This window comes from Rhodococcus sp. 15-2388-1-1a (assembly GCF_002259145.1).
In the GTDB taxonomy this organism is placed as follows: domain Bacteria; phylum Actinomycetota; class Actinomycetes; order Mycobacteriales; family Mycobacteriaceae; genus Rhodococcoides.
This window is the reverse complement of the sequence record NZ_NPFP01000048.1, coordinates 138,879-155,918: the sequence shown is the minus strand read 5'-3', so window position 1 is coordinate 155,918 and position 17,040 is coordinate 138,879. Positions and strand designations below refer to the sequence as shown.

16 protein-coding genes are annotated in these 17,040 nt (G+C 65.1%); 8 read left to right on the top strand and 8 right to left on the bottom strand.

Annotated elements, in window-relative coordinates; translation table 11 throughout:
• The coding region (locus CH302_RS27265) for a sialidase family protein (RefSeq protein WP_141216742.1) at window positions 1-986 on the bottom strand (986 nt) is incomplete at its 3' end.
• A gap of 193 nt (window positions 987-1,179) precedes the next feature.
• Between CH302_RS27265 and CH302_RS27260 the strand changes: the two genes are divergently transcribed.
• Together CH302_RS27260 and CH302_RS27255 are read left to right on the top strand one after the other, a co-directional pair.
• On the top strand, window positions 1,180-2,547 hold the full coding sequence (locus CH302_RS27260) for a WS/DGAT domain-containing protein (RefSeq protein ID WP_052047733.1): 1,368 nt from the start codon (window positions 1,180-1,182) through the stop codon (window positions 2,545-2,547).
• 75 nt (window positions 2,548-2,622) lie between these two features.
• A complete protein-coding gene (locus CH302_RS27255) occupies window positions 2,623-3,504 on the top strand; it encodes a PE-PPE domain-containing protein (protein WP_037191462.1) in 882 nt (293 codons plus the stop codon).
• Here CH302_RS27255 and CH302_RS27250 read toward each other — a convergent pair.
• The 4 genes from CH302_RS27250 to CH302_RS27235 all read right to left on the bottom strand — a co-directional run bounded on the left by CH302_RS27250 (window position 3,470) and on the right by CH302_RS27235 (window position 7,272).
• Window positions 3,470-3,940 (bottom strand): SRPBCC family protein, encoded by a 471-nt coding sequence (locus CH302_RS27250; protein ID WP_037191460.1) that lies wholly within the window; start codon window positions 3,938-3,940, stop codon window positions 3,470-3,472. The genes CH302_RS27255 and CH302_RS27250 overlap by 35 nt on opposite strands.
• Window positions 3,941-3,950: 10 nt before the next feature.
• Window positions 3,951-4,310, bottom strand: coding sequence for a VOC family protein (locus CH302_RS27245; protein ID WP_037191459.1), 360 nt, complete (start codon window positions 4,308-4,310; stop codon window positions 3,951-3,953).
• Window positions 4,311-4,327: 17 nt separating this feature from the next.
• Window positions 4,328-5,284, bottom strand: a complete 957-nt coding sequence (locus CH302_RS27240; RefSeq protein WP_037191458.1) for an alpha/beta hydrolase — start codon at window positions 5,282-5,284, stop codon at window positions 4,328-4,330.
• Window positions 5,285-5,358: 74 nt separating this feature from the next.
• Window positions 5,359-7,272, bottom strand: a complete 1,914-nt coding sequence (locus CH302_RS27235; RefSeq protein WP_037191456.1) for an alpha-amylase family protein — start codon at window positions 7,270-7,272, stop codon at window positions 5,359-5,361.
• A 71-nt stretch (window positions 7,273-7,343) separates the two neighbouring features.
• Between CH302_RS27235 and CH302_RS27230 the strand changes: the two genes are divergently transcribed.
• Window positions 7,344-8,303, top strand: coding sequence for an SDR family NAD(P)-dependent oxidoreductase (locus CH302_RS27230; protein WP_037191454.1), 960 nt, complete (start codon window positions 7,344-7,346; stop codon window positions 8,301-8,303).
• Window positions 8,304-8,309: 6 nt separating this feature from the next.
• Here the strand turns inward: CH302_RS27230 and CH302_RS27225 are convergent, their stop codons facing one another.
• Window positions 8,310-8,849 carry a hypothetical protein gene (locus tag CH302_RS27225; protein WP_037191452.1) on the bottom strand — a complete coding sequence of 180 codons (540 nt, stop codon included), beginning with the start codon at window positions 8,847-8,849 and terminating at the stop codon, window positions 8,310-8,312.
• Window positions 8,850-8,886: 37 nt separating this feature from the next.
• Window positions 8,887-10,635 (bottom strand): helix-turn-helix domain-containing protein, encoded by a 1,749-nt coding sequence (locus tag CH302_RS27220; protein WP_037191450.1) that lies wholly within the window; start codon window positions 10,633-10,635, stop codon window positions 8,887-8,889.
• 70 nt (window positions 10,636-10,705) lie between these two features.
• Between CH302_RS27220 and CH302_RS27215 the strand changes: the two genes are divergently transcribed.
• The 5 genes from CH302_RS27215 (at window position 10,706) to CH302_RS27190 (ending at window position 16,265) form a co-directional block, all read left to right on the top strand.
• Window positions 10,706-12,079 (top strand): FAD-binding oxidoreductase, encoded by a 1,374-nt coding sequence (locus CH302_RS27215; protein ID WP_037191448.1) that lies wholly within the window; start codon window positions 10,706-10,708, stop codon window positions 12,077-12,079.
• 268 nt (window positions 12,080-12,347) lie between these two features.
• Window positions 12,348-13,115 (top strand): metallophosphoesterase family protein, encoded by a 768-nt coding sequence (locus tag CH302_RS27205; RefSeq protein ID WP_037191443.1) that lies wholly within the window; start codon window positions 12,348-12,350, stop codon window positions 13,113-13,115.
• 4 nt (window positions 13,116-13,119) lie between these two features.
• Window positions 13,120-14,292 carry a winged helix DNA-binding domain-containing protein gene (locus tag CH302_RS27200; RefSeq protein WP_037191442.1) on the top strand — a complete coding sequence of 391 codons (1,173 nt, stop codon included), beginning with the start codon at window positions 13,120-13,122 and terminating at the stop codon, window positions 14,290-14,292.
• A 66-nt stretch (window positions 14,293-14,358) separates the two neighbouring features.
• Window positions 14,359-15,261 (top strand): glycosyltransferase family 2 protein, encoded by a 903-nt coding sequence (locus tag CH302_RS27195; protein WP_052047732.1) that lies wholly within the window; start codon window positions 14,359-14,361, stop codon window positions 15,259-15,261.
• On the top strand, window positions 15,258-16,265 hold the full coding sequence (locus CH302_RS27190; protein ID WP_037191441.1) for a polysaccharide pyruvyl transferase family protein: 1,008 nt from the start codon (window positions 15,258-15,260) through the stop codon (window positions 16,263-16,265). The genes CH302_RS27195 and CH302_RS27190 overlap by 4 nt, the downstream gene beginning before the upstream one ends.
• 25 nt (window positions 16,266-16,290) lie before the next feature.
• Here CH302_RS27190 and CH302_RS27185 read toward each other — a convergent pair whose 3' ends face one another.
• Window positions 16,291-16,908 carry a class I SAM-dependent methyltransferase gene (locus CH302_RS27185; protein ID WP_037191440.1) on the bottom strand — a complete coding sequence of 206 codons (618 nt, stop codon included), beginning with the start codon at window positions 16,906-16,908 and terminating at the stop codon, window positions 16,291-16,293.
• Window positions 16,909-17,040: the final 132 nt, after the last annotated feature.

Genomic DNA, 17,040 nt, shown 5'->3' with positions numbered 1-17,040 from the left:
GTTTGACCGAAGCGAGCGTCACGCACTCCTGGTGCCGATACCACCACCGGCCTCGACCAGCTGACCGCACCGTCCGAGGACCAGGCGGCATGCAGCAATCCGTCGCGGTCCGGCCACACCGCGTACACGTTTCCGTCGTCGTCGACGGCCATCGACTCCGGCAGCAGGTAACGCGAACCGAGCAGCAGAAAATGCACAGCGTTGTGGTACTTCGCCAACGCCGACCCCGGAACCATCCGAACGTCCCACGTCAGGCCCTCGTCGCGACTGACCGCCACCGCGAACCGTCGACCGTAGCGGCCACCGATGTAGACCGTGCCGTCCGGACCGACGACGCCCTTACCGAAGGCAACGTACTCCCGGCTCGGTAACCCGGGGATGTTCTTCGAGTCGATGTCGAAACCACCGGCCACCTCCCACTTCACACCGCCGTCGAAGGACCGCCAGATGACCTGACGGGTGACGTTGATCAGTGGCCGCACCCGCACTGCGAACGGCGTCGGCGCAGAGAGGTACGTAACCCTTCCCTCCCGTGAAATACTCGGTCCAGCAAATACTTTGGCGTCCGCCCTGGCTTTCGATGCCACTTTTCGCGTGCGCCAGGTTTCGCCCCGATCGTCACTGACTCCGAGGGTGAAGCCCGTTCTCAGCGGATGGGGCGGCACCGCGTCGAATCGGCCGGCGTGCAGGAACAGTCGCTCGTCGATGTCGTCGAAGTACAGATACGGACGATTGCGACTCTGTTGCACACCCTCGGGAACCGATGCACGCCATGACTTTCCGAAGTCGGAGGAGCGCAGTACACCGACGCCGTCGACGGTGTACGCGGGCGCGACGAAGACGGTATTGTCCGCGGCGACCCCGAGGGTGCAGGCCGCGGAGCCGTACTCGGTGTAGGAGATGTCGGTGACGAAGTCGGCCGATGCAGCGGCGTTGGTCGAGGAACGCAGTCCCGCCCGATAGCCCGACGCAACTCTGGGCGTCACGACACCCGCCATGAGGTGCCGCAGCGTTGCGGCCACAGTGCTGGTCGATGCATTGGATCAGGCTAGCGCCGATGCCGCCGGTAGACCTCCAGGCAATCGAAGAAGTCCTCGGCCCGTCCTGGTGATACTTCACAGAACAGGACCGGTCAGTATGGAAAATCTCGATTCGTAGTGCGACGCATAGGCTCGACGCGTGCCCCGCGCTCGAGCCGACCACCGACGCCCCGGATCGACGCGCCTGCATCCGGCCGATGCTCGCGCGTACTGGATGGCGTCGAAGATTCCGAGCGACCAGTTTCTGCTGTACTGCTTCGACAGCGGGTCCGCGAACGTCGACGCCGAGCTGGCACGACTGTACGAGCGCAGCAGCCGCATGGAGGTCCTGCGTCGACGCATCACCGACGTGGCATGCGGCCTCGACTACCCGCGCTGGACCGAGGCGGGTCCGCGGTCCGACACGATCTCCGTCCACCGGACGACGATCACCTGGTCGGAGTGCCTCGATGCGATCGCAGCCTCGTTCGAGCGTCAGGTCGACCCCCGAGTTTCGGTGTGGCACCTCCACCTGTATCCGAACATCGCCGACGCTCCCGGCGGCACGGCCCTCGTTGCCGTGCTACAGCTTTCGCACGCAGCGGCCGATGGCACATTGGCCGCTCGCACTGCCCGTGACCTGTTCGGCACGCATCCACTCCCACCGGCTTCGGCCCCGGAAGAACTCCCTCCGGTATCAGAGCTGGCTTCCTCGATGGTTGCCGCTGCGGCTCTTCCGCTGCGACTGGCACAGATGGTTCGCGGCGGCGTCCGTGCCCGACGCGACGCGCTGAGCCTCGAACGATGCACCGACTCGGGTGAGATTCCCCCGCCCACACATTCGCGCCCTCTGACCGCGCTCGACGTCGCCCCCACCGGACGGACGTCCGTGCGGACCATCGTGCTCCGCAAGGCCGACCTGCAGTCCGGCGGTACCACCGTCACCACGTTCGTGCTGACCGCACTGTCTGTTGCGCTCCAACGCTTTCTCGACGATCCGGCGGATCTGGCCGCCGAGGTCACCGTCGCCAGGGATGCGCGGGCCGACGCGCGAAACAATTTCGGAAACGTCGGCGTCGGACTGTTTCCCGCCGAACCGGACATCCGTACTCGCAGCCGACTCGTCGCCGCCGATCTGGCCGCGCGCCGAACTCGGGCGAATCATCCGCTGTCGCGGGCAGCCCGCGCATCACAGGACGACGTCGAAGCCCACGTGCCGGCTTTTCTCGCCGAATGGGGCGTCGCGCAGTTCGATCCGACCGCTGCCCCTCCGGCGGTCACCGGGAACACCGTCGTGTCCAGTGTCTCGCGCGGTGCCGCAGACCTCACGTTCGGCGGCGGCTCCGTCCGATTCACCGCAGGTTTCCCGGCCCTGTCCCCCGCCATGAGCCTGACCCACGGAGTTCACGGCATCGGCGATACCGTCACCGTCGGCATCACGTCCAACAGCGCGGCCGTACCCGACCCGGATCTGTACGAGGCGCTCCTCCGCGACGCCCTCGACGACGTACGCGCTGCTCTGGCCTGACCCGGACCGAACTGCCAGACAGTTCTCAGTATTTGTCGGGCGTCCGGCTCAGGTTCGCCCACCAGACTGACAGCCATGAGCCAGGAGAAGGTCACCGTACTCGCCGTCGGAGGTACCGGAGAATCACATCCGTCCGACCACCGGACGCGGGTGACCGGCCTGCTGGCCTGCGTCGTGGGCGAGCTCGACGACCGCTTCGTCGGCCGGTGGGTCGGCTATCCGGCGTCGTACGGTCCGGTCGCATTCGGCGGGCTGTGCTTTCGACACAGCGCAGACATCGGCGTCAGACGCCTGCGCCGCGCCGTCGAGGGCACCAGCGGACCGATCGCCCTGATCGGGTACTCCCAGGGAGCGACCGTCGTCCGCGAGGTGCTCGGTCTGGTGCACGACGGAACGATCGACGGCAGCCGCATCGTTGCCGCTGGTCTGATATCGGATCCTCAGCAGCCGGTCGGTGCCGTCGACGGATGCACCGGACGTGGCGTCGCCGGTGCGGGTCCGGCTCTGCCCGAGTCGATTCCGGTCGAGTGGATCGGTCTGAAGTCCGACATGATCTGCAACGCCAGCGACGACAGCCTGATCCGTGACATCGCGGACCTCACCCGATGGATGTCGTTTCGGACCCCGAAGATCTGGCTGCGTGAACTGTGGAACCTACTGCGCAGCAACAGCTTTCAGAACGCGACCCGAACCCGCCTTCGGCCCTCGCAGTGGGCGAAGGATGTTCGACGCCTCCGCACCGCGGCCGCCGAAGTGGCCGGGTATCTACCGCAGTCGTTGCGCTGGCACCGATTCGAATGGGCCAATCCCGGCGGCGGCAGGCACATCGCATACGCGTGCGAACCGTACGAGGACGACTCGACCGGATGTCAGGTTCTCGCCCGGTGGTTGGGCGAGCAAGCAGATCGACGCGAGGAGATGCTCAGGCCTTCTCGGCCACAGCCGCGAGCTGCCTGAGCCCCTTCTCGAAATCCGGCCCGACGAGCTTGTCCATCGAGAACACTTTTCCGATCAGTGCGAACAGCTTGTTCTGCTTTCCCGACATGCGCCAGGTCACCCGGGTTCCGTCGGCGACGGGCTCGAGCAGGAACGCCGTGACGTTCCGGTTCTTCAGCGGCTTGGTGAACGCGAGGTCGAGCACGATTCGTTCGGGAATCGATTCGGTGATCGTCATCGTCCCCGCGCCGGCCTTGCGGTTACCCGACCACGAGTACGACGCCCCCACTCCGGCGTCGGGGCCGGTGTAGGTGCGCTGCAAACCAGGGTCGAGTCCCTCGTAGGGCGACCACTGCTGCCAGTGGTGAAAGTTGTCGATCAGAGCGTGCACGGTGGCGGTGTCCGCCCGGACGAGGGCCGATCGCTCGACGAGTACCGGGTGGGCTTCGCTGACCATGACGGTTCCTTCATTCTCTTTTGCACAGGCAGAAGATGTGCCCCGCGGGATCGCGATACACCCAGAACGAGGGCTGCGCGTGGTCGATGAGTTCGGCCCCGGCGTCGACGACGAAGTCCCTGGCCTGTTCCATGTCGTCGACCACCAGGTCGAGGTGGATCTTGATGCCCTCGCTCGGCCAGTCGATGGGGGTGAAGTCCGGCGCCTTCTGAAAGGCGAGCCGCAGTTCGCCCGGGCCGTGCACCACCACCCAGTCCCCGTCGTCGCGGACGGGCTCCCATCCGAGGATGGTGCTGTAGAACCGGCCGAGTGCGGCGGGATCCGGGCAGTCGAGCACCGTGTAGTCGACGGTGATCCGCGGTGGCGTCATGGCGGACAGAGTAGCTGTCAGCCGCCGACAGCAGGAGCGATTGTCTCGAACCACGCCTCGTGCAGGTGCTGCTCCCAGTGGTTCCACCAGTGCACACCGGTGCCGGTGATCTTGACGTTGGGACGCCCGCCCACTGCCTGGAGGAGGGGGACGAATGCCCGACTGCTCATTCCCGCTGCAGTCTCGAGCGGCACCATCTGCGCGAACTTGACGGGGTCGAAGCTGCTGCTGGCCGGATTGAACACAGGGTCCGTGGCCGGTGAGCCGCTCCCCGAGGAGACGAAGACTGCCGTGTTGCGCAACGCACCGACGTTGAGGGACGGATCGTTGCGGATCCAGTCCGCGGACGGCCAGGTACCCCACATGTTGCGAGCGTTGCCGCCCATCTCGCCGACGGCGACCGCGATGCCCTGCGCGAACCCGGGGCTACTGGCGGTCGGGTAACCGCTGAACGATGCGACGGCCTTGTAGAAGTCGGGGTGGTGGGCGGCCAGGTTCAGAGCCGAGGTTCCGCTCATCGACAGTCCGGCCACCGCGTTGTTGACGTTGTCGCTGCCGAACCGATCGGCCATGAACGGAGGCAGCTCCTGGGTGAGGAACGTTTCCCACTTCACCCGTCCGAGCTTGGGGTCGTCGCGCTGCCAGTCGGAGTAGAACGTACCGCCGCCGCCGAACGGGATGGCCACATTGACGTGCTTGTCGGCGAAGAAGCTCTCGACGTCGGTCTCGATGAGCCAGCCGTTGTCGTTCTCGGGCGCACGCAGGCCGTCGAGCAGATACAGAGTGGGTGCGGGGCCGCCGCCTGCAGCTTTGAGCACCTTGACCGGGATGTTCTTGTCCATCGACGGCGAGTAGACGTAGACGAGCTCGGAGTCGGCCTTCGCCACACCGGTCCCCATCAGCACCGTTGCCATCGTGGCGACCAACACCGCCACCACAGCGAGCACCAGACTTCGTATCCGAGCATGCAGCATCGAGATTGTCCCCTTGTTCGTATCCGGCCGACCGTCTCGGGGAGGGTAACAGCCCGGTCACGGCATCGCCTCTTCTAGCGCAGCGGGTTGTCGACGATCCACCACGCCGCGTACGGCGGCAACCACACCGAGCCGGTGTCGTCGACCTGCAGATCGTGCTGCGAGAGAACCTCGACCGGGGCCGGAATTCCGAGTTCGATCAGCTGCGCGTGCGGGAACGACCGGTGTTCGGCCGTGACGTTGTAGAGCGCGACGAGAGTGCCGCTGGGATGCCGCCTGCGCACCACGAGCAGACCGTCGTCCGACTCGCTCTGCACGTCCACCGGCGCCTCGGCGTGCAACATCGGCAGTCCGGCGCGCACCTTCGCAATCCGCGCGATACCGTCGAACACTCGTTGCGCGTCGCTCCCCTGCTGGAATCGGCCGGCGCGGTCGGCGTCGGTCACGCGCGGCCGGTGCACCCACCGGTTGTCCTCGGCATGAGCTGGTTCCTGGGCCCAGTTCGGATCTCCCGGGGAGCCGAGCTCGTCGCCGCTCCACACCACCGGGATTCCGCCCCATCCGGCAATGATGGCGTGCGCCAGAAAGATTCGCCCGAATCCGCCGTCGGGATCCAGACGGGACGGGCCGAGACCGGTCAGCGCTGCCGCGGTTCCGCTGATCCGGCGGTCGCCGGTGTCCGGGTTGTACTGGAACACCAGGCCTTCGGCCCACGAGCCGTCGAATTCCCCGGAATACCAGTCGGCCAAGAAGTGGCGGTGCCCTGCGCCCGAGAGTCCGAGAGACGCCGCGTCGCCGTCGTCGATGGCCCAGCCGATGTCATCGTGGCAGCGAACGTAGGTCACCCAGGTGCCGCTCGGCGGTGTCGGGGGCAACGACGCCAATGCGTGTCGCGCCAAAGCCGTACTGCCCGTTGCCAACATCGACCACACCTGCACCATCAGCGAGTTGTGGTAGGCGATGTCCGAGACCCGTCCGGTATGCCGCCCCTGACCCAGGTACGGCAGCAGATCGCGGGGTCCGACGATCGCCTCGGCCTTGAACAACGTGGCCGGAGCAGCGAGTCGAGCGGTGGCGCGCAGGGCCTGGGTGACCGCATGCACCTCGGGTTGGTTCTGGCAGTTGGTACCGAGCCGTTTCCACAGAAATGCGATCGCATCGAGGCGAAGCACTTCGACCCCGAGATTGGCCAGGTGCAGCACGATGCTCGCGAACTCTTGCAGCACAGCAGGATTGGCCCAGTTCAGATCCCACTGCCATTCGTTGAACGTCGTCCACACCCACTCGCCGAGAGTGTCGTCGAACGTGAAGCTGCCGGGCGCGAAGTCGGGAAACACCTCGGGGAGAGTGCGCTCGTACGAGTCCGGGGTGGTGCGATCGGGATAGATCAGGAAGTAGTCTCGGTACTTCGGATCACCCGAGCGCGCCTTCTCGGCCCATTCGTGTTCGCGAGCAACGTGATTGAGAACCAGGTCGACCACGAGGCTGATGCCGCGTCCGCGCAGCGTCTCCGCGAGCGCCCGCAGGTCCTCGTTGGTACCGAGATCCTCGCGCACCGCTCGGTAGTCCATCACCGCGTATCCGCCGTCGTTGTCGCCGGGCCGCGGTTGCAGCAGCGGCATCAGATGCAGGTAGGTGACGCCCAGATGGGTCAGATGGTCGAGCCGTTCGCCCACCCCACGCAGCGTCTGTCCGTACCGGTCGACGTAACAGGCGTAGCCGAACATGTCCGGCTGCTGAAACCAGTCCGGTTCGAGCAAACGGCGCTGATCGAGCCGGTGCAGATCCTCTGGGCGGGCGGCATAGGCGCGCGCAGCGATCTCCACCAGGGTCGCCGCCACGGCGTCGGGATCGGGGTAGACGGCCGTGACCGCGTCGTGCAGATCGGGAAACCACTGCTCGAGACGCAACTCGAACGTCTCGCGTCGGTGTGCGGGAAGTTCGGCGAGGATCTCGCGGGTGACATCGGAGACGGCGGGGTGAACCATGCACTCATTCTGGCATCGACCCCGGCGTGCGGACGCGCATACATCCGGTTACCGCGGGGTATCAGAGCTGCATGTCATTGCTGACCCGCACGCTGGACACGATCCTCGACCGAGCAGTCGTTCCCGGATACTCCCGCATCGGCGCCACGGTGCGGCGACGATTCTGGGCCGCGGATCCGACGCCGTTCCCCTCCCCCATCGACATGGTGGTGACCGGTGCGTCGTCCGGTCTGGGAGCTGCCACTGCGAAGGAACTTGCGCGGCTCGGGGCACGGGTGCACCTGGTCGGCAGGTCTGCCGATCGGCTGGAGTCCGCGGCCGCCGCCATCCGAGCCGAGGTTCCCGACGCCTCCCTGGTGGTGCGTGAGTGCGATATCAGCAACCTCGACTCGGTGGCCGCCTTGGCCGCGGCGCTGGCGTCCGAACTCACGTCGGTGCACGCGCTCGTGCATTGCGCCGGGGTGATGCCGGACGAGCGGCAGCTGTCCGCGCAGGGGCACGAATCCGCTTTCGCCACCCATGTTCTCGGACCGGTCGCGCTGACGGTGGGACTGCGCGAGCTGTTCGACGCCGGATCGCGGGTCGTGTTCGTCTCGAGCGGCGGCATGTACCCGGTGCCGTTGCAGTCGGCCGACTTCGAGTTCGAGAACGGCAGATACTCCGGTATGACGGCATACGCCAGGACCAAACGTATGCAGGTGGTCGTGACCGAGCAACTGGCCGAACGCTTTTCGCTCGAAGATGACCCGGTGGTGCACAGCATGCACCCCGGCTGGGCGGCCACTCCCGGGGTCACCGGGTCGATGCCACTGTTCGGTTCGGTGATGAAGCCGATTCTTCGCAGCGCGCACGACGGGGCCGACACCATCGTCTGGCTCGTCGCATCCGATCAGGCATTGACCAGTACCGGTACGTTCTGGCACGACCGGGCCCCGCGTCCGACGCACTACCCGTCGTGGCGTGGAGATTCACCTCGCGTGCGAGATGCACTGTGGGCGAGCGTGGTCGAAGCAACGGGCGTCGAGCTCTGACTCGATTCACCGCTCGGCTGTCGGCCGCTTCAGCCCACCGACCGCGTTCCGAACGAGCACCAGCAGGGTCAAGCTGGTTCCCCAGCCGATCATGCACAGAATGACACCCACGCCCGATTGCCCGGTGGCATCGGTGCTCGCTTCGATGCAGAACGCCGTCGAGAACCCCGCCGTCGTGCCCAACGCAGCGACGTGCCCGCCGGTCTTCGGCCATCGTGACAGATGCGCGGCCAGCAGGAACAACAACACCACCGTCGCACCGCACGCGGCCACCTGCCATGACGGGAACGCGTTCGGGGCAGGGAGCCCAGGTCCACGGAACTCGCCCCGTTGATCGGCAGACCAGCTCAACCAGCCTGCACACGCGGCGAAACCCGATGCGACAGCTATCGATCCGGTGGCCCACAAGCCCAGCGGGCCGGTCCCCGCTCTCTCCCTGCGCTTCCTGAACCGGGCCCACAGCAAGAGAGCCCAGAGTGTCGACGGCACACCGACGAAAACGAAGACTATCCACAGAAATCGAGACCACGAGAAGTCGACTGCCATCCCCCGACGCTATCCGACGAGCACCGATTCGCTCGGATCACAGACCCAGCAGGTCGGCCGATCGTCGCAGGCGCATGAGCACCTGGAGATCGAGAGCATCGTCCGGGTCACGCCACTGCGTACCGATCAACCGGTCGATGGCTTCGAGCCGTTGGTAGAGCGTGTTGACGTGCACCCCCAAGCTCGACGCGGTAGCCGAATGATGGCGGCCGTGAGCCAGATACGTCGACAACGTCTCCATCAGCGGAACCCCGCGCTTGTTCTGCTCGGCGAGCAGCGGCCCGAGCTTGTCCTCGGTGAGTTCGTCCAAGTGCTCACGGGCCATGTGGCTCAGCAGGATTCGATAGATCCCCAGGCCGCGCGCCGAGGACACGTCGCCATCCCTGCCGAGAGTCGTCAGTACGTCCACTGTTTGTTGCGCTTCTCGGAACGCCGTCGCCAGAGCGTCGGCACCTCGTGCGGGCTCGGAGATTCCCACGGTCGCACGGGTGACGAGCATACGGCGTACAGCAGCCGACTCTCGAGCAGGAACCACCAGCAGAACCCTCGATCCTTGCTCTGCCACAACAGAACCCGGCGGCAGTGCGATGGACTCCAACTCAGGTCTCGACGCGTCTCCCTGCGCAACCGCGACGCAGTACGTCACGTCCGGTGCCAGTCCGGCACGGTGGAACTGCCTGCGTTCGTCATCGGGTGACGAGGTTGGATGGAGGAGTAGGTCGAGCAAGAATGCGTCCTGTGCCCGGCGTGCGGATTCCGCTGCCGCACGCTCCTCTGCGAGCGACAGTGCGATGGCCGGCACAGCTCGATCGAGAAGTAAGTGAGTCTGATTGTCGTCCCGTCCGACGGAGATCAACACCCCCAGAAAGTTGCCGGCTGCCACCACCCGACGAGCTGTCATGTCGCCGTCGACGGCAGTGTCCGCGCCTGCTCTGCACCGTTCGACCATGGCTTCGACCTGGGCGGACCGGCCTTCCAACGCAGCCGGTACCGACGCGCCGTCGGCCAGGAAGTGCGCCGGGCGTCCGGTGGCCGTCGCCACCTCCCGAACCAGACTCCGCACGCCGCCTCCGCGGAGGACGACCTGCGTCAACGTGCGGTCCCATTGCAGCGTCTGCTCCAATTCCGCAGTGCGAAGCGATAACTCGGTGTTGAGAGTTTCGAGCTTGTCGATCGCCCGCACGTTCTCGATGGCGATGGCCGCGTGTGCGGCCAGTGCCGACAGCAGAGCGATCTCGCTGTCTGCGAAGTCGCGCTCCTGCCGCTTGCACGCGAACAATGCGCCGATCACCCGGTCGCCCACCCGCAGCGGTACGCCCAGCAAGCCGCGCATGTTCTCCGACCGCGCCGCGCTGTCTGCCCCGGTGATATGCCGAAACGCCGGTTCGCTCTGGTAGTCGGGGGTCCACGACGGCGAGGCTCCGCGCACGATGAGGCCGACGAGACCCTCGTCCTGCGCGAGCCTGATGCCCACGAGCTTCGGCGTCAGTGCACCACTGGTGACCTCGATGACGAACTCGTCCCCGTAGACCGAACCCATGTAGGCCAGATCCACGCCGAGCAGTCTGCGCGCCTGGTCCACCACTTCCTGCAACAGAATCCGGTTGTCTCGCACCGTCGTCAGACGCACCGCGATGTCGTTGAGCGCCGACAGCTCGGTGCTGCGCTGTTTGCGTTGATCGAGCAGGGTGCGCAGCCGTAGTGCCGCATGCGCCTCGGCACCGGGAAGGTCCCGGCGATGGGCTTCCAACTCGTCGACGGACGCGTCGTCGAGCAGCAGTTCCATCCATGACTTCGCAGGCGACATAGAGAAAACCTACATTGGCCGAGATGCAGGTCACAGCTAGAGTCGAATCATGTCGCTCGTCGAACAGTTGTCGGACTCTCTCCCCGCGGACCGCGTCGTTGCCGATCCCGACGTCATCGCGTCGTACCAGCACGACGAGGCGGAATGGGCCCCGTTTGCGATGCCTGTTGCCGTCGTGCGCCCCCGCACCGCCGAGGAAGTGCAGAGTGTCGTCCGTGCATGCCTCGCTCACGGCGCACCCGTCGTCACTCGCGGGGCGGGCACCGGACTGTCCGGCGGCGCGAACGCCACCGACGGATGCGTCGTCCTCGCTCTCGACGGCATGGACGCGATCAAGGAGATCGACCCGCTCGAGCGCTACGCCGTCGTCGAACCAGGGGTGGTCAACGACCACTTGCGGGCAGCGGTCGCCGAACAGGGTCTCTGGTACCCACCGGATCCGGCCAGCGCGCCGTGGTCGACCATCGGTGGCAACGTCGCCACCAACGCCGGTGGACTGTGCTGCGTGAAGTACGGCGTCACCCGCGATTACGTCATGGGCATGCAGGTGGTCACCGGAACCGGAGAGCTGGTGAGACTCGGACGTAAAACCGCCAAAGGCGTTGCCGGATACGATCTTGCAGGTCTGATGGTCGGGTCGGAGGGCACTCTCGGCATCATCACCGAGGTGACCCTCAAGCTGCGCCCGCTCCAGGATCCGCAGCGGACCGTTGCCGGCTACTTCGATTCGATCGTCGACGCCGGGCGTGCCGTCGCCGCGGTGGCCGCCGCCGGATTGACGCCCTCCGCGTTGGAGCTGATCGACAAGCAGTGCCTCATCGCCGTCGACGCCTGGAAGAACATGGGACTGTCGGTGGAGGCGAATGTGGTGCTGCTCGGGCGGATCGACGATCCGGGACTCATCGGAGACCAGGAAGCCGAGAAGATGCTCTCGTGCTTCGAAGAGGCCGGGGCCACGTGGTCTGCGGTCTCGACCGATCAGGAGGAGGCCGACGCGCTGTTCGCGGCCCGGCGGTTGGCGTATCCGGCGATGGAGCGCCTGGGGCCGGTATTGACCGAGGACGTCTGCGTGCCGAAGAAGCAAGTGCCCGAGATGCTCTCACGCATCGAGCAGATCGGCCTGCGTTACGAGACGACGATCGCCAACATCGCCCACGCAGGCGACGGAAACCTGCACCCGTTGCTCATCACTCCACACGACGACCTTCCGGCTCGCGAGCGGGCCCAGGCCGCCTTCGCCGAGATCATCGACGCTGCATTGGAACTCGGTGGCACCGTCACCGGCGAGCACGGAGTCGGGCTGCTCAAGATGGACGGCCTAGAGCAAGAACTCGATCCGGTGGTGTTGGACATGCACCGCGCGGTGAAGAAGGCGCTCGACCCGCACGGAATCCTCAACCCGGGCAAAGTATTCACAGCCTGACAGCGCTGAGATCCTATGTTCGAGTGCGCAGATTGCCGTTGTGCAGCACGGTCACCAGCAGGCTAGGCAGTCCGTTGACCAGCACAAGAACCGCAACCACGACGCCTATGGCCAGCCACGGCTCGGTCAGCCACCACGTTATGGACGACCCGAGCGCAGGTCTACGGAGAAACCACCCACCGAAGACGGAAGCCTGAGGGCGAAGTCTCCAGCACTTGCCACGGGCCGCCGTGTTGCAGTCGACTGCCCACGCTGCGATTCTGTGGTCGTGCGAGTAGCTCTCATAGCCGACATTCACGGCAACATCACGGCGCTCGACGCCGTGCTCGAGGACATCGAACGCCATCGCGTCGACTCGGTGATCAATCTCGGCGATCTGCTCTCCGGCGGCCTGCATCCGCGTCGAACTGCGGATCGACTCATGGCCTTGGACATGCCAACGATCGCAGGCAACCACGACCGCTATCTGCTCGAGCAGGCTCCCGATTCCATGGGCAGTTGGGATCGGCACGCCCATGATCGACTCGACGACGAGCATCGACAGTGGCTGGCCTCGCTGCCGTTCTCACTCGAGCTGGATTGCGGAATCCTCGCAGTGCACGGAACGCCCACCGATGATCAGCAGTATTTTCTGCACTCGGTGGACCTCGACGGCTCTCGCGAGGCAACCGAAGCCGAAATTCTCGACAGAGCAGCAGGTTTCACCGACAGAGCTGTCATAGCCTGCGGCCATACCCACCTGCAGCGACGATGGACTCTCCCCAGCGGCACACTCGTGGTCAATCCGGGGAGCGTCGGCGCGCCCGCGTACGACGACGATCAGCCCCACCCGCACGTCATGGAATCCGGCTCTCCGCATGCGCGCTACGCGGTACTCGACGATCACGGCCGTGGCAGCTGGACAGTCTCGTTCGAGCTGGTCGAGTACGACCACGTCGGTGCAGCCGCCGATGCCCGCGCGCACGGGATGAGCGACATCGCCGACGCACTTCTCACCGGATTTGTCGGCCCTGCGCCACAAATGCCGTCACACTGATCGCGTGAAGATCACCGACGCTCAGCGCCGACACCGGCTCGTCGCGCAGCACTTCGCCCGTGCATCGACCACCGAAGCGGTGGTGTCGTCACTCCTCGCGTTGCATGCCACCGATCCGGCGACGGTGTATCTGTCGGTGCTCGCCCGCGCTCGAACACTGGGGCTCTCGGATGTTCGTGATGCGATGTACGAGCGCCGGAGCCTGGTGCGGTTGATGGCGATGCGGCGCACGATGTTCGTCGTCGCTCACGACGACGTTCCGATGATTCACGCTGCGGCGAGCCTCGGGGTTGCGCGCACCATGCGGGCGCGCCTGATCAAACAGGTCTCCACTTTGCCCACCGAGCCGGTGATCGACGACGTCGAATCTTGGCTCTCCGCAACCGAAGCCGAGACCGACTCGGCGTTGCGATCGATGGGAACTGCCACCGGTGCAGAACTGTCCTCTGCAGTTGCAGGCCTCAAGACAGCGCTGCTACCGACCACCGACAAGGTGTACGACGTCAAGCGGTACGTCACCTCCGAGGTGCTGGTGATGATGGCCGCCGAGGGGAAATTGGTGCGCGTCGAACCGCGGGGCGCGTGGACATCCCGACGGCACGCGTGGGCACCGATCGATCACTGGTGGCCGGACGGGATTCCCGAACTCGACGAGACCGAGGCCAGAACGGACGTGGCTCGACGGTGGCTCGAGGTGTTCGGACCTGCGACCCTCGACGATCTGCAGTGGTGGACGGGCTGGAACAAGACGCAGACTCGTGGGGCGGTCTCGAGCCTGGACACCGTGGCCGTCGAACTGGCCGAGGGCGATGGAATCATGTTGTCCAGCACTGTTTTCGAGAAGCATTCCGGTACGAGCGTCATGCTGCTACCTGCGCTCGATCCCACGCCGATGGGATGGAAGCACCGCGCCTGGTATCTCGGCGAACACAAGGCACCGCTGTTCGACACCTTCGGCAACATCGGCCCGACCATCTGGTCCGGGGGTCGCATCGTCGGCGGTTGGGCGGTGACCGGTTCCGGAGAGGTGGTGACCGAGTTCCTGGAGGGCGTCGGATCGACGGTGTCGAAAACCGTTGCAGCCGAGGCAGAACGACTCACTGTTCTGCTCGACGGCACCCCGGTGGTCCCATCCTTCCCGACACCGCTCGAGAAAGAACTGCGTGGGAAGACGTAGCCGATATCTGCCTGGGCAGCGGGGCACGTGACCGAACGGCGCCCGAATTCGCGGTAGGGTCAGACCGTGCCGATCAGTCTGGTTTCCATCGTCCTCCCCGTGTACAACGGTTTGCCCGATCTGGATGAGCAGCTCGAAGCCATCGCCGGACAGGACTACACGGGCGATGTCGAGCTCATTGTCAGCGACAACGGCTCGACCGACGGCCTGCGCGCACACCTCGAAGAACTCTCTCTGCCTCTGTCGATTCGTAGGGTCGACGCCTCCGCCAAGCGTGGAGTCTCGTACGCCAGAAACGTCGGAGTGAAAGCCGCACGCGGTGACATCGTTGCCGTCGTCGACCACGACGACGTCGCTCATCCGACCTGGCTGACTGCAATGGTGCGCGCACTCGACAGTGTCGACGCGGTGGGCGGCGCGCTCGAGATCGAATCCCTCAATTCGGGGGACGTGGCGGCATGGCGAAATGTCCCGCCGCCCGGCGCTCTGTTCCCCACTGCCTACCTGCCGTACGCACCGGGCAGCAACTTCGCGATGTGGCGGGAGGTTTTCGAGAAAGTCGGAGACTTCGACGAAGACCTCGTCGGCGGGGCCGAGGACGTCGACTATTCGTGGAGGATTCAGCAAGCGGGATTGACGCTCGGACATGCCGCCGATGCGTTGGTCGCTTACCGCATCAGAACGACTGTTCGCCGATCGTTTATCCAAGGCCGCGCCTATGGACACACGTCGTACCTACTGTCGACGAAGCACCGCGCATCGGGCTGCCCGCACCCGTCGTCGTTCGTCCGCATCCCCGTACATGCGGTGTCGATCCTTTATCTTGCGACAGTTCGTAATCCGTGGTTACCGAAGATACTGAGACCGATGCCCGTCGGTTTGTGGGCTCACTACATCGGGATCCACTACGGCGCACTGCGGATTCGAGTGACGACGCTCGGCCGACGACAGCGACCGAGCCTCCGATGACACGCGAGACCATCGATGCGATCCGCGAGGAGACTCTCGCCGTCCTGAGGCCTCACGCGTCACCGGGAGATCGTGTGGCTCACTTGGACTTTCCGAATCATTACAATGCCGGTGACTCCCTCATCTACGCCGGTGAAGTCGAGTACTTGAAGCGGTTGAACGTACACGTCGACTACGTGTCGGATCCGTTCACCCACAACGATGCTCTTCTCGAAGAACGAATCGGTGACGGGACCCTGTTTTTGCAAGGCGGGGGGAATTTCGGTGACCGCTGGCCGATCGACCAGAAATTTCGTGAGTCGATCGTTGCGCGGTTTCCTCGGAACAAGATCGTCTGCCTTCCCCAGAGCATCGACTTTGCCGACACCGACGCCCTTACAAGGACCGCGGCGCTGTACGCAGAGCACCCGGATCTGACTCTCATGCTGCGTGAAAGGCGTTCGTACGAATTGGCGCTCGCCCATTTCCCGGGCAACCGCGTCGAATACTGTCCGGACATGGCGTTCGGTGCCGACGTCGCTCGAAGCGCCGAAGGCTCTGCAGTGGACGTCGTGAAGCTCCTGCGCGCCGATTCGGAAAGCCTCGGCCACGAATCGGTGAAGATCGACGCGTCGTCCGTGCAATACGATTGGGGCCTGCGCGGAACGGATCTGGCGATCTCGACGGCGGTGATGCTGCCGACTCTGATCGCGCAACATTTCCCCAAAGCGAATCGGCTGCTCTACCCCGCTCTTCTACGCTCGTACGAGCAGACAGCGAAGCTCAACCTTCGTGTGGCTCAACGTATTCTGAACCTTGGTCCTGTCGTCCTCACCGATCGACTGCACGCTGCCGTGCTGGCCGCAATGATGGGCAAGCGTGTCGTGGCGATGGACAACGCGAACAAGAAGGTATCCGGTATCTACGACGCCTACCTGCACCGCTTCGACAACGTCCGCTTCGCATCGACCACCGACGAGGCCGCCGAGTTGGTTCGGCAGGCCGTGTCCGACAGTCGTAGATGAACGCTGGTTGGAACCGCACGGAGCTTCAGAAGGGGTAGCGGCCCTCGGCCCAGGCGCGAGCGGCCGGAGGTGTCACCGCGTCGACAGGTTCTCCGTCGCGGAAGTACTGCGTGTGCAGAATCCGACCCGTGTCGATCGCTTCCTGCCACGCCTGGGTGGGGCCTTCGCCGAACCAGAGCCACGGGGTGATGTCGTCCATGATCACGACCGATTCTGCGGTAGCGAGCGCACGTAGATCGTCGAGGTCTGCGCGAGCACCCTCCACCGAGTGGTCTCCGTCGATGAAGATGACGTCGAACCGCATGTCCGGGTGTTCCTGCGCATAGGCCGCGATGGTGGCGTGCGAGTCACCCTGAATCAGGGTGTGTCGGCCCGGAAAGTGTTCGTCGATATGGGCTTTCGCGGCGTCACTGTAGGCATAGGCGGCCAGGTCGAAGGACACGACGGTCGTATCAGGCGATGCGTCGAGGAACGCCCAACTCGAGAAGCCGGCATTGAACCCGACCTCACAGATCAGCTTGGTACTCGGCCGGGCCGCAAGCGAAGACAAGTATGCCTGCTCCGCCTCATCGGCTCCACGCTCGAAAGGTTCCCCAGCAGTGGCTGTTCGGTGCACCAATGCTTCGAGTTCCTGCAGACCCATCTACGTTCTCCCATCCTCTGATTCGGAGCGTAGTCAACATCGTTGGGCGGCGCAGACGACGACGCCCACTCGCAGAACATGCCGCGATGATCACCGACAGACGTCCCGCCGATGAGCAATTGCGATCACTCG